The sequence below is a fragment of the Neoaquamicrobium microcysteis genome (assembly GCF_008180155.1).
Lineage (GTDB): Bacteria > Pseudomonadota > Alphaproteobacteria > Rhizobiales > Rhizobiaceae > Aerobium > Aerobium microcysteis.
In genome coordinates this window covers 60,580-72,412 of the sequence record NZ_VSZS01000053.1, presented here as the reverse complement: position 1 = coordinate 72,412, position 11,833 = coordinate 60,580, and the positions used below count along the sequence as shown (strand labels likewise).

The 11,833-nt window shown below is 64.4% G+C and carries 11 protein-coding genes and 1 tRNA gene; 8 read left to right on the top strand and 4 right to left on the bottom strand.

Going from position 1 to position 11,833, the window contains the following annotated elements; translation table 11 throughout:
• Window positions 1-22 precede the first annotated feature (22 nt).
• Window positions 23-751 (top strand): proteasome-type protease, encoded by a 729-nt coding sequence (locus tag FY036_RS02835; protein ID WP_148913189.1) that lies wholly within the window; start codon window positions 23-25, stop codon window positions 749-751.
• Between the two features lie 68 nt (window positions 752-819).
• Window positions 820-2,238, top strand: coding sequence for a pyridoxal phosphate-dependent decarboxylase family protein (locus FY036_RS02830; RefSeq protein WP_148913188.1), 1,419 nt, complete (start codon window positions 820-822; stop codon window positions 2,236-2,238).
• 66 nt (window positions 2,239-2,304) lie between these two features.
• Here the strand turns inward: FY036_RS02830 and FY036_RS02825 are convergent, their stop codons facing one another.
• Complete coding sequence (locus FY036_RS02825) at window positions 2,305-2,730, bottom strand: BA14K family protein (RefSeq protein WP_148913187.1); 426 nt, start codon at window positions 2,728-2,730, stop codon at window positions 2,305-2,307.
• A 220-nt stretch (window positions 2,731-2,950) separates the two neighbouring features.
• The gene (locus FY036_RS02820; RefSeq protein WP_148913186.1) at window positions 2,951-3,244 is read right to left on the bottom strand and encodes a helix-turn-helix domain-containing protein; all 294 of its coding nucleotides are present in this window, start codon (window positions 3,242-3,244) and stop codon (window positions 2,951-2,953) included.
• 208 nt (window positions 3,245-3,452) lie between these two features.
• On the opposite strand from FY036_RS02820, the gene FY036_RS02815 reads away from it, so the two are divergent.
• The 4 genes from FY036_RS02815 (at window position 3,453) to FY036_RS02800 (ending at window position 5,186) form a co-directional block, all read left to right on the top strand.
• A tRNA-Lys gene (locus FY036_RS02815) sits at window positions 3,453-3,528 on the top strand.
• A 185-nt stretch (window positions 3,529-3,713) separates the two neighbouring features.
• Window positions 3,714-3,923 (top strand): cold-shock protein, encoded by a 210-nt coding sequence (locus FY036_RS02810; protein ID WP_148913185.1) that lies wholly within the window; start codon window positions 3,714-3,716, stop codon window positions 3,921-3,923.
• Window positions 3,924-4,054: 131 nt separating this feature from the next.
• Window positions 4,055-4,297 (top strand): hypothetical protein, encoded by a 243-nt coding sequence (locus FY036_RS02805; protein ID WP_235897483.1) that lies wholly within the window; start codon window positions 4,055-4,057, stop codon window positions 4,295-4,297.
• 124 nt (window positions 4,298-4,421) lie between these two features.
• Window positions 4,422-5,186: a cytochrome c biogenesis CcdA family protein gene (locus FY036_RS02800; protein ID WP_148913184.1), complete on the top strand. Its 765-nt coding sequence runs from the start codon at window positions 4,422-4,424 to the stop codon at window positions 5,184-5,186.
• Window positions 5,187-5,286: 100 nt separating this feature from the next.
• Here FY036_RS02800 and FY036_RS02795 read toward each other — a convergent pair whose 3' ends face one another.
• Window positions 5,287-6,219 carry a DMT family transporter gene (locus tag FY036_RS02795; protein ID WP_148913183.1) on the bottom strand — a complete coding sequence of 311 codons (933 nt, stop codon included), beginning with the start codon at window positions 6,217-6,219 and terminating at the stop codon, window positions 5,287-5,289.
• A gap of 124 nt (window positions 6,220-6,343) precedes the next feature.
• Between FY036_RS02795 and glmU the strand changes: the two genes are divergently transcribed.
• Together glmU and glmS are read left to right on the top strand one after the other, a co-directional pair.
• Window positions 6,344-7,693, top strand: a complete 1,350-nt coding sequence (glmU, locus tag FY036_RS02790) for a bifunctional UDP-N-acetylglucosamine diphosphorylase/glucosamine-1-phosphate N-acetyltransferase GlmU (protein ID WP_148913182.1) — start codon at window positions 6,344-6,346, stop codon at window positions 7,691-7,693.
• Window positions 7,694-7,836: 143 nt separating this feature from the next.
• Window positions 7,837-9,660 carry a glutamine--fructose-6-phosphate transaminase (isomerizing) gene (gene glmS / locus FY036_RS02785; RefSeq protein ID WP_148913181.1) on the top strand — a complete coding sequence of 608 codons (1,824 nt, stop codon included), beginning with the start codon at window positions 7,837-7,839 and terminating at the stop codon, window positions 9,658-9,660.
• Between the two features lie 50 nt (window positions 9,661-9,710).
• Here the strand turns inward: glmS and recG are convergent, their stop codons facing one another.
• On the bottom strand, window positions 9,711-11,819 hold the full coding sequence (gene recG, locus FY036_RS02780) for an ATP-dependent DNA helicase RecG (protein ID WP_148913180.1): 2,109 nt from the start codon (window positions 11,817-11,819) through the stop codon (window positions 9,711-9,713).
• Between the last annotated feature and the right edge of the window lie 14 nt (window positions 11,820-11,833).

The window sequence follows — 11,833 nt, the reverse complement described above, 5'->3', positions numbered from 1 at the left end:
GCAACCCTCGGGCAACTGATTCATGACCTATTGCGTCGGCCTCAAGATCGATCGCGGCCTCGTCTTCATGTCCGATACCCGCACCAATGCGGGCGTCGATTCGATCTCCATCTTTCGCAAGATGTACACCTGGGAAGAGCCGGGTGAGCGGGTGCTGGTGATGCTGGCCGCCGGCAACCTTGCCACGACGCAGGCGGTGGTGAGCCTGCTCGACGAGCGCTCCAAGGCGCCGGCCGAGCGCTCGCCCTCGATCCTCCAGACGCCGTCGATGTACCAGACGGCCAGGCTGGTCGGAAACACGGTCAAGGAAGTGATCGCCAGCTCCGCGCCGACCGGACAAAACGCAGACGCTTTCGGCGCTTCGTTCATCCTCGGCGGGCAGATAAAGGGCACCGAGCCGCGGCTGTTCCTCATCTATCCGGAAGGCAACTTCATCGAGACGAGCGAGGACACGCCGTTCTTCCAGATCGGCGAGACCAAATACGGCAAGCCGATACTGGTCCGCGCCTACGAGCCGACCATGACGTTTGCGGAAACGGCGAAGCTGCTGATGGTATCCTTCGATTCCACGGTGAAGTCGAACCTCTCCGTCGGCCTGCCGCTCGACTTCCTCTACTACGAGCGCGACAGCTACAAGGTCGGCTACCGCAAGCGTATCGGCCACGATGACCCGTATTATCGCGAGATTTCGGATGGCTGGTCCGACGCGCTCAAATCGGCCTTCAAACGCCTGCCCGATTTTCAGGAATAGCGCTTTCGGGTGGCCCGGATGCGCCAGCGCGGGATATGCCTTCCCGCCTGGGCGTAGCGGAGGAAACCATGGACAACCACGAATTCAGGCGCTGGTCGGATCGCGCGGCCCAGTGGGGCGCGGATTACAGGGAAGCGCTGCGCGACCGGCCCGTGCGGGCCCGCACGGCACCGGGCGAGATCGCCGCGCACATCGCAGAGGCTGCACCTGAACAGCCCGAGCCGATGGAGGCGATATTCGCCGATTTCGAGGACATCATCCTGCCGGGGATGACGCACTGGCAGCATCCGCGCTTCTTCGCCTATTTTCCCGCGAACGCCGCGCCCGTCTCGGTGGTGGCCGAGTATCTTGTGACAGCGATGGCAGCACAATGCATGCTGTGGCAGACATCGCCGGCGGCCACCGAACTGGAAACCAAGGTGCTCGACTGGCTGCGCGGCGCGCTGGGGCTGCCCGCCGGTTTCCACGGCGTCATCCAGGATTCCGCATCATCCGCAACGCTGGCCGCCGTGCTGACGATGCGCGAGCGGGCGCTCGACTGGAGCGGCAACCGCGCCGGCCTTTCCGGCCAGGGGAGGCTGCGCGTCTACTCGTCCGATCAGGTTCATACATCGATAGACCGGGCAATCTGGATTTCGGGCATCGGCGAGGAAAATCTCGTCCGCATTCCCGTGACCGGGCCGCTGCGATCCATGGATACGGAGGCGCTGGAGCGGGCTATCCGCGCCGATATCGAGGCGGGTTTCGTGCCTGCCGGCATCATCGCCTGCGTCGGCGGGACCAGCACCGGCTCGACCGATGACATCGCAGCCGTCTGCGAAATTGCACGCCGGCACGGGCTCTACACCCATGTCGATGCGGCATGGGCAGGTTCGGCAATGATATGTGCGGAGTTCCGGCAACTCTGGGCCGGCGTGGAACAGGCCGACTCCATCGTCTTCAACCCGCACAAATGGCTGGGCGCGCAATTCGATTGCGCCGCCCATTTCCTGCGCGATCCCGAAAGTCTGGTGAAGACGCTGGCGATCCAGCCGGAATATCTCAAGACCCATGGGCGCGAGGGTGTCATCAACTATTCGGAATGGTCGGTGCCGCTTGGCCGGCGTTTTCGCGCGCTCAAACTCTGGTTCGTGCTGCGGGCCTACGGGCTCGAAGGCTTGCGCACGATGATCCGCAATCACGTCGCATGGAGCGGCAAGCTGGCCGAGCGGCTGCGCGGGACGTCCGGCTTCGAGATCGTGACGGAGCCGGTGCTGTCGCTTTTCTCGTTCCGCCATCGGCCACAGGGCAACGACGACATCGACGCTCATAACCTCGCGCTGGTGAATGCGATCAACGACGACGGCCGCATCTATCTGACCCAGACCAGGGTCGGCGGTCGCGTGGCGATCCGCTTTCAGGCAGGGCAGTTCGAGACGACTGAAGAGGATGTGATGGCAGCCTACGACGTCATCGTGGACTGCGCTTCGCGGCAGCCTGTCGGCTGACGTTCGCCCAACCAACGAAAAAGGCCCGCCGGGTAGCGGGCCTTTCGCATCTTAGTGAGACAGCTCTCAACCGTAGGGCGACCTGCACTGACGGCGCGGGCCGTTGTAAGGCTGGTAGCTGTTGTCGTAGGCGCGATACGAACGATAGCGCGCATAACACCATTCGACATGCCCGCCGGTTGCGCGCGGGCGATAGCGGATCGGCGGTTCCTGATTGGCGATCGCGCCGCCGATGATCGCGCCGGCGATGAAGGCGGCCGGCGGGAACCAGTAGCCGTCATGGTAGCGGTAGCCCGGACGCTGGTAGCGATAGCCGCGGTGGCCGCGATAGTAGCCGCGCCTGTTGTCGCGGTAGCGGTACTGCACCTCGGTCGGGCCCTGCTTGTCCCAGACAGGCGCCGAGATCGGCGCGGGCATGGCTACGGCCGGTGTTGCGAACGGAATGGATATCGCCATCACCGCTGCGCATATGCTGGAAACGATCTTCAACATCTTGGTCTCCTTGCCTCCCTTCAGGTCGGTATTCCGTCCCTTTCCGTCAAAACGCCCCATTTCGGAGAACGTTCCGCAAGGCTAGGTGGTATCGACAGGGCGGGCAAGCGCATAAATACAGGCCCGCGGGAATGGTGAAGTAACGTTTGCCAGACGTGAAGCGTTTCGATCCAAATAGAGCAGAATAAGCGACGGCTTCCTGCAAGCATTTCAGGATCGGCTAAACATCGTCTTCGGCGATGATGCCGCCTTCACCCTCGAGCGTGGCGATACGCTTCACTTCGGAACGGCTGAACTTGAGGCGCACGCCTTCTCCTCCGCCATTCTCCGGGATCAACCGCACGCCGCCATGTTCGAACGCCGCGACAAGCGCTTCGATGGCCTCGCGGTCGACCTGCGTGCGCCGGGTTTCGAAGTCGGTGATCACCGACGCCGCCACGCCGGAGGCCTCGGCGAGATCTTCTATCGTCCATTCGATCAGCGCGCGTCCCGCGCGGCATTGTGCCGGTGTCATGATGCGTTCCCCGCAAGCCCGATTGGCGATGGAAGCAGGGTAGCGGTCATCGATCATTCCCGCAACGCACGGCGGCGACAGGGTGCCGGCCATCTGCTGCTGGCAGGGGCTGCGGCGCTTTGCGCGGTATGGTTTTTGCGGTTGACCGCCGCAAGCACTCTCCCTATGTTCCGCCGCAATTTCGGGGGCGCGATCTGCTGCGCCACGGGAGCGCGTAGCTCAGCTGGTAGAGCAACTGACTTTTAATCAGTAGGTCCTGGGTTCGAGCCCCAGCGCGCTCACCAAGATAAACCGGCAGGCAGCCTTGCATTTCTTCGCTCGCTGGCCTATATCAAGCAAATCGAATTTGCTGACGAACTTTGTTCCCGCGCCACGGCGCTCCTACGATCTTCTTTCTCAATTCGAATAATACGGCGTCTGGCATTCGGTCAGGCGGCGAACTTTTTTGCGATTTTGAAAGATTGCTACAATGGCTACTGGAACAGTTAAGTTTTTCAATGCAACCAAGGGCTTCGGCTTTATCGAGCAGGACGGCGGACAGCCGGACGTGTTCGTGCACATCTCCGCCGTCGAGCGGGCCGGCATGCGCACGATCGTCGAAGGCCAGAAGCTGAGCTTCGAGGTTGTCAAGGACAACCGCAACGGCAAGAGTTCCGCTGAGAACCTTCAGGCCGCCTAAGGCATCGGACCTGTCGGGTCCACGTTATTGCGTTTCCGATCTCTGACCACGGATGTACTGGCATTGATCGTCGAAGCGCGCGGGAGAAGGTCGGGGGATTCCCGGCCTTTTTCATTTTCGGGAGTTTGCAGATGGATGAAGTCGCTATCAACGCCATATTTCAGCCCAAGGCCTCGAAGCAGGAAGCCAAGGCGGACACCACCACAAGGGTCGCCCGCGAGATAATGGATGTCGAGGTCGCCAAGCGCGAAGCGAAAACCGAGCGGCTGCGGCTTGCCAGGCTGGAGCGCGAATATGCCGAGGCCGACAAGCCCAGCAAGCCCGCGGCCGCGAAGCCACGCAAGGCGGCAGTCGCGAAGAAGACCAAGCGCTAAGGCGCGTCGCGATCTGCGGTCGCTGCGCCATCAGCGACCCTATGACACGCTTTGATGATTGGAGCGCCGCGCAGCCAGCGTCTATATCGGGGCCGGATGTTAAACGGTTGGGGCTGCGGGCACCATGGCAATCGATGTCGGCTATCTGAGCGCCGTGGGCGCGGGAGCGATCTCTTTCCTGTCGCCCTGCGTCCTGCCGCTCGTGCCGCCTTATCTGTGCTACATGGCCGGCGTGTCGATGGACGATTTCCGCAGCGGTGAAGGCGAGCGCGGGGGCGCAGCCGTCCTGGCCGCAAGTCCGGCGCGGCTGGCGCTCATCAACGCGTCGTTCGCGTTCGTTCTCGGTTTCAGCACGGTGTTTGTGGCGCTGGGGGCGGGCGCATCCACCATCGGTGGCCTTCTGCGCGTCTACCAGCAGGAGCTGGCGCTGGTCGCCGGCGTCCTCATCATCGCCATGGGGCTGAACTTCCTCGGCGTGATCCGCATTCCGCTGCTGTCGCGCGAGGCGCGTTTCCAGCCGGGCGGCAAGCCCGCCAGCATGGTTGCGGCCTATGTGATGGGGCTGGCCTTCGCTTTCGGCTGGACGCCGTGCATTGGCCCGGTGCTGGGGCCGATCCTGACGCTGGCCGGCGGCCGCGAAACGGTGGGCGAGGGGGCTTTGCTGCTTGCGGCCTATTCGTTCGGTCTTGGCATTCCGTTCCTGCTGGCAGCCCTGTTTTCCGGCGCTTTCATGCGTTTCCTCAGCCGCTTTCGCGTTCATCTCGGGCGCGTGGAAAAGGTGATGGGCGGGCTGCTGGTGATCGCGGGCGTGCTGTTCCTGACCGGTGGCGTGCAGGCCGCGTCCTACTGGCTGCTGGAGACGTTCCCGGCGCTCGGGATGCTGGGCTAAAGCGCGTCGCGATCTTTCAGATTCGCTCCATGCGCTTTAGCTACTTGTTTTGACGCATGTCTTTGTCCCGAAACCGGTTCCCACTTTCGGGAGACATGCTTTATCTCCAGTCCAGCTTCTGCCGCAGCCACGCGACCGGGAAGGTCGCCAGAATCACGCCGCCCATGACGAGCACGATGCCGACGGCGTGGAACGTCTGCAGCGTCTCTCCCAGAAACAGCACCGCCAGCATCACGCCGTAGGGCGGCATCAGGTACATGAACACGCCCGCCAGCGAAGGGCCGAAGCTGCGCAACCCGAACTGGAAACTGGAGAAGGCCAGCAGCGAGGAGAACACGACGATGCCGGCGACGCTGCCCCAGCCGCGCGCGGTGGAGGGCAAGGTCGCGTCGGCGCTCCATTCCACTGCCGCCGCGGGCAAAAGCATGACCGCGCCGATGGTAGCCAGCAAGCCCAGCATCGCCGTGTTGGAAACCTTCTGGAGACCGGGCGCGCGATAGAGGATGGAATAGATCGCCCAGGCAAGCGCAGCCGCCATGATGATGAGGTCGCCGGCGTTGAAATCCAGCGCCAGCAGGGCCGCAATGTCCCCGCGCAGGACGATGGTGACGATGCCCAGGATGGCGAGCAGCGACCCCGCCAGCTCGCGCAGGCCGATCGGGCGGCCCTTGAATGCGCCTTCCAGCAGAAGGATCAGCACGGACGACGTGGTGTAGATCAGCGTCGCGTTGGTGGCGCTGGTCCATTGCAGCGCAAGGTAGACGCAGCCGCCGCAAACCCACATGCCCAGAAACGCCAGCAGCAGCAGGCGCGGAGAGTTGCCGCGAACGACGGCGCGCAGCGAAGCTGCCTCCGACAGCATGAACGGCGCGAGTGCGAGGGCCACGGCCAGCCACCGTATGAAAGCGAGCGTGAAGGGCGAGACCTCCTCGACAGCGCTGCGACCGAAAATGAGATTGCTGGAAAAGAACAGCGGCGCGAGCAGCATGATGATCCAGGCGAGCCGCGGGCGGCTGGTGGGCGTGTTGGACAAGAACGGCTTCCCGGTTCGAGCAAAGGGCGGAGGGCTGCTCGGCCCGGATGGGGGATTGGACCGGACCGACCGTGGTGTTACAGAGGTCCGGATTCCCGTTCAACCGACTAGCTGGAACTCGTCTATGAGCCACAGAACGTGCCTGTCCGTCGTTCTCGCTGCCGGCGAAGGCACGCGCATGAAGAGCGCGATGCCCAAGGTGCTGCACCCGATCGCGGGGCTGCCGATGGTCGCCCATGTCGTGAAGACGGCCTGCGGAGACGAGGCGAGCGACGTGGCCATTGTGGTGGGCCGGCAGGCGGAGGCGGTTCACAAGGCCGTCGCGCCCTATGCGCCCGAGGCCGAAATCTTCGAGCAGACCGAGAGGCTGGGCACCGCGCATGCCGTGCTTGCAGCGCGCGACAAGATCGCGCGCGGCTATGACGACATCGTCGTCATGTTCGGCGATGCGCCGCTGATCGAGCCCGAAGCGCTCGCCGATCTGCGCGCGGGCCTGGTCGATGGCGCGGCGGTCGTGGTCATGGGTTTTCAGGCGCCGGACCCGGCCGGCTACGGGCGGCTGGTGATGCAGAACGGCTCCTTGCTGGCGATCCGCGAAGAGCGCGACGCGAGCGAAGCCGAGCGCGCCATCACTTTCTGCAATGGCGGGCTGATGGCAATCGCCGGCGAGCATGCGCTGTCGCTGCTCGAGGCGGTGGGCAACGACAATGCCAAGAACGAGTTCTACCTCACCGACATCGTCAGCATCGCCGTTACGCGCGGCTTGAAGGTGACGGCGACCGAGGCGCCCTATGAGAGCGTTTTGGGCATCAACAACCGTGCCGAGCTGGCCGAGGCCGAAACCATCTGGCAGCGCCGCCGCCGCCGCTCGCTGATGCTGGCGGGCGTGACCATGACCGATCCTGAAACCGTTCACCTCTCGCATGACACGGAGATCGCAGAGGACGTGACCATCGAGCCGAACGTGTTCTTCGCCACCGGCGTGAGCGTGGGGGCCGGTGCGTTCATCAGGGCGTTCTCGCATATCGAGAAGGCGCAGATCGCCGAGGGCGCGGAAATCGGGCCTTTCGCGCGGCTGCGGCCGGGAACGCAGGTCGGCCGCAAGGCCAAGATCGGGAATTTCTGCGAGGTGAAGAATGCGGTGCTCGACGAGGGCGCCAAGATCAATCATCTGACCTATGTGGGTGACGCGCATGTCGGCGCGAAGGCCAATATCGGGGCAGGCACGATCACCTGCAACTACGATGGCTTCGCCAAGCATCACACCGAGATCGGGGCCGGTGCGTTCGTGGGGTCGAACTCGTCACTTGTCGCTCCGCTCACCATCGGGGAGAACGCCTATATTGCGTCTGGCAGCGTCGTGACGCAGGACGTGCCGGCGGATGCGCTGGCTTTTGGGCGGGCGCGGCAGGAAAACAAGGAAGGGTTCGGCCGGCGACTTCGCGAGAAGTATGCCGCGCGCGCCGGCAAGTAACCGAATGGTCAGCGAAATGGCTTAGTAATAGCCTCCAGACATTCGCATGGCCGATACGGGCTGAAACCATAAGTGAATTTTCCCCGGCAGCCGGATCATCAAGAGTCCGGCGTTTCGGGCGGGAACGGGAAGGTAGCTGCAACATGTGCGGTATTGTCGGAATTGTGGGGCGCGAGCAGGTCGCGCCGCTGATCGTGGACGCATTGAAGCGGCTCGAATATCGCGGCTACGATTCCGCCGGCGTGGCGACGATCTCGCAGGGACAGCTCGGCCGGCGACGCGCCGAGGGCAAGCTGGTCAACCTGGAGCGCCGACTAGGCGCGGAGCCGCTGGCCGGCACCATCGGCATCGGCCACACACGCTGGGCGACACACGGCGTTCCCAACGAGACGAATGCCCATCCGCACTTTTCCCACGACGTCGCGATCGTCCACAACGGCATCATCGAAAACTTCGCCGAGCTGCGTTCCTCGCTGATCGCCGACGGCTACGAGTTTGCTTCGCAGACCGACACCGAAGTCGTCGCGCACCTTATCTCCCGCGAAGTGAAGAAGGGCGCATCGCCGGTCGAGGCGGCGCACACGGCGCTCAAGCAGCTCGAGGGGGCGTTTGCGCTCGCCATCATGTTCCGTGGCGACGAAGACATGATCATCGGCGCCCGCAACGGCCCGCCGCTGGCGGTCGGCCACGGTGAAGGCGAAATGTATCTGGGCTCCGACGCCATCGCGCTCGCCCCGTTCACCAACTCCATCACCTATCTCGAGGACGGCGACTGGGCGGTCGTGCGCCGCGGCGGCATGGAAATCTTCGACATCGACGGCAAGCGTGTGGAACGCAAGCGCCAGCAGTCCGTCGGCACCACCTATCTCGTGGATAAGGGCAACTATCGCCACTTCATGGAGAAGGAAATCTACGAGCAGCCGGAAGTCGTGTCGCACACGCTGGCGCACTATCTCGACCTCGCCAACGGCGTGGCCAAGGAGTTCGACACGCCGTTCGATTTCGGCAAGATCGACCGTCTTGCCATCTCGGCCTGCGGCACCGCCTATCTCGCCGGGCTGATCGGCAAATACTGGTTCGAGCGCTACGCGCGGCTGCCGGTGGACATCGATATCGCATCGGAGTTCCGCTATCGCGAAATGCCGCTGTCGAAGGAAAGCGGCGCGCTCTTCATCTCGCAGTCGGGCGAGACGGCCGACACGCTGGCCTCGCTGCGCTATTGCCGGCAGGAAGGCCTGCCGATCGGCGCCATCGTCAACGTTCGCGAATCGACAATCGCGCGCGAGTCAGACGGCGTGTTCCCGACGCTGGCGGGGCCGGAAATCGGCGTGGCCTCCACCAAGGCGTTCACCTGCCAGCTTTCGGTATTGGCCTCGCTGGCTGTGAAGGCCGCGGCCGCGCGCGGCAAGATCGACAAGGATCAGGAAAAGCGCCTCGTGCGGCAGCTTTCCGAAGCGCCGAAGCTGGCCAATCAAACGCTCAAGCTGTCCGACCAGATCGAGAAGCTCGCCCGCGACCTTTCGCACTACAAGCACGTGCTCTACCTTGGCCGCGACACCAATTTCCCGCTCGCCATGGAAGGCGCGCTGAAGCTCAAGGAAATCTCCTACATCCACGCCGAAGGCTACGCTGCCGGCGAGCTCAAGCACGGCCCGATCGCATTGATCGACGAGCAGATGCCGGTGATCGTGATCGCGCCCTACGACCGCATCTTCGACAAGACCGTGTCGAACATGCAGGAAGTGGCGGCGCGGGGCGGCAAGATCATCCTCATCACCGACGCCAAGGGCGCGGCGCATTCGACGGTGGATACGCTGGACACGATCGTGGTGCCGGACGTGCCGGAGATCGTCGCGCCGATCGTCTACTCGCTGCCGATCCAGATGCTGGCCTATTACACCGCCGTGTTCATGGGCACGGACGTAGATCAGCCGCGCAATCTGGCAAAGTCGGTGACGGTGGAGTAGGGCGGCCTATCTTTGTCCCGAAACCGGTTCCCGCTTTCGGGAGACATGCTTTAGCCCGCCCGCAGCAGCCTGACCGCGTCGTCGCGGCCGTACAGGTAGAGCAGCACCCGTAGCGCCTCGCCACGGGGCGAGCGCAGGTCTGGGTCGCGTTCGAGGATAAGGCGTGCGTCGTTGCGCGCGGTCTCTAGCAGGTCGCCGTGAATGTCGAGCCGCGCGACGCGGAAGCCCGGCGTTCCCGACTGGCGGGTGCCCAGAAGCTCGCCTTCGCCGCGCAGCTTCAAATCTTCCTCGGAGATGCGGAAGCCGTCTTCGGTCTCGCGCATCACCGTAAGCCGCTGCTTTGCGACAAGGCCGAGCGGTTCCTTGTAGAGCAGCACGCAGGTGGACGGCTTGTCGCCGCGCCCGACGCGCCCGCGCAGCTGGTGAAGCTGTGCCAGGCCGAAGCGCTCGGCATGCTCTATGACGATGATCGTGGCGTCGGGCACGTCCACACCGACCTCGACGACAGTCGTACCCACCAGAAGCCGGGTCTCGCCTTCCTTGAAGGCGCGCATCGCCTCGTCCTTGTCGCGCCCGTTCATGCGGCCGTGGATAAGGCCGACGGCGTTGCCGAAGACCGGCTGGAGCGAAGCGAAGCGGTCCTCCGCCGACATCAGCTTCACCTCCTCGGATTCTTCCACCAGAGGGCAAATCCAGTAAATCTTCTGGCCGTCGGACACGGCGTTGCGCATGCGCTCGACCAGCTCTCCCAGCCGCTCCAGCGGCAAGGTCACGGTGTTGATCGGGCGGCGGCCGGCGGGCTTTTCGGTCAGGCGCGAGACGTCCATGTCGCCGAAAGCCGTCAGCACCAGAGTACGAGGGATCGGCGTCGCGGTCATGACGAGCATGTCGACCGCGCCGCCCTTGGCCGAGATGGCGAGGCGTTGATGCACGCCGAACCGATGCTGCTCGTCGACGATGGCGAGCGCCAGATCCCTGAACACCACGCTTTCCTGAAACAGGGCATGGGTGCCGAGCAGGAAGTGGATTTCGCCCGAGGCGAGACCTTCCAGAATCGCCGCGCGTTCACGGCCTTTCTCGCGTCCGGTCAGCACCGCGGCGCGCAGGCCGGCGCGTTCGGCCAGCGGCGCGATTGTCGCGAAGTGCTGTCGGGCGAGGATTTCGGTCGGCGCCATCAGGGCGGACTGGCCGCCGGCTTCGGCCGCACGCGCCATGGCCAGCAGGGCAACGACGGTCTTGCCGGAGCCCACGTCGCCCTGAAGCAGGCGCAGCATGCGGTCGGGCGAGGCGAGATCGGCGTGGATTTCCTCCAGCGCCTGCTCCTGGGAGGCGGTGAGGGAATAGGGCAAAGCCTTGCGTATCATGGCTTCCAGCCTGCCGTCGCCCGTCAGCGGGCGGCCCGTCGCGCGCTTCAGTTTCGCGCGCACGAGCGCGAGCGCTAGCTGCCCCGCGAGCAGCTCGTCATAGGCCAGCCTGCGCCACGAAACGCCGTTCGGATCGATGTCCTGGGGATCATAGGGTTCGTGCAGTTTCTTCAGCGCCGATCCAACCTCGGACAGTGCGTGGCGGCGCATCATCTCGGCGTCGAGCCATTCGGGCAGGACCGGGAGGCGTTCGACCGCGCCGAGGATCGCGCGGCGCAGCACCTTTCCGGACAATCCGGCCGTCAGCGGATAGACCGGCTCGACCAGCGGCAGGTCGCCTGCGCGTGCGGCCGGCACCATGTGGTCGGGATGAACCATGGAGGCGCGGCCGTTGAACCATTCCATGCGGCCCGACACGATCATGCGCTCGCCTTCGGGCAGCGCCTTGCCCAGCCACTCGGCCTTGGCATGGAAGAAGGTGAGCGCGATGTCGCCGGTGTCGTCGTGCGCGAAGACGCGGTACGGAACGCTGCGGTTGCCGCGCGGCGGCGGCTGATGCCGGTCGATGGTGACTTCCAGCGTCACGATGGTGCTCTCGGGCGCATCGGCGATGGCGTAGCGCTTGCGCCGGTCGATCATGGAATGCGGCAGAACGAACAGGAGATCGGCCACGCGCACCTCGCGGCCGGGCACGTCTCCCGGCACGATGTTTGCGATCAGCCCCGCCACCTTGGGACCGACGCCGTCGAGGGAGGTGATGGGGGCAAAGAGGGGATCGAGAAGGGAAGGCCGCATCGTGGAAGCATATG

What these genes read in the sequence shown, in the direction of transcription:
- FY036_RS02835 (WP_148913189.1), top strand. Translation starts at nt 23, where the DNA reads ATGACCTATTGCGTCGGCCTCAAGATCGATCGCGGCCTCGTCTTCATG.
- FY036_RS02830 (WP_148913188.1), top strand. Translation starts at nt 820, where the DNA reads ATGGACAACCACGAATTCAGGCGCTGGTCGGATCGCGCGGCCCAGTGG.
- FY036_RS02825 (WP_148913187.1), bottom strand. Translation starts at nt 2,730, where the DNA reads ATGTTGAAGATCGTTTCCAGCATATGCGCAGCGGTGATGGCGATATCC.
- FY036_RS02820 (WP_148913186.1), bottom strand. Translation starts at nt 3,244, where the DNA reads ATGACACCGGCACAATGCCGCGCGGGACGCGCGCTGATCGAATGGACG.
- FY036_RS02810 (WP_148913185.1), top strand. Translation starts at nt 3,714, where the DNA reads ATGGCTACTGGAACAGTTAAGTTTTTCAATGCAACCAAGGGCTTCGGC.
- FY036_RS02805 (WP_235897483.1), top strand. Translation starts at nt 4,055, where the DNA reads ATGGATGAAGTCGCTATCAACGCCATATTTCAGCCCAAGGCCTCGAAG.
- FY036_RS02800 (WP_148913184.1), top strand. Translation starts at nt 4,422, where the DNA reads ATGGCAATCGATGTCGGCTATCTGAGCGCCGTGGGCGCGGGAGCGATC.
- glmU (WP_148913182.1), top strand. Translation starts at nt 6,344, where the DNA reads ATGAGCCACAGAACGTGCCTGTCCGTCGTTCTCGCTGCCGGCGAAGGC.
- glmS (WP_148913181.1), top strand. Translation starts at nt 7,837, where the DNA reads ATGTGCGGTATTGTCGGAATTGTGGGGCGCGAGCAGGTCGCGCCGCTG.
- recG (WP_148913180.1), bottom strand. Translation starts at nt 11,819, where the DNA reads ATGCGGCCTTCCCTTCTCGATCCCCTCTTTGCCCCCATCACCTCCCTC.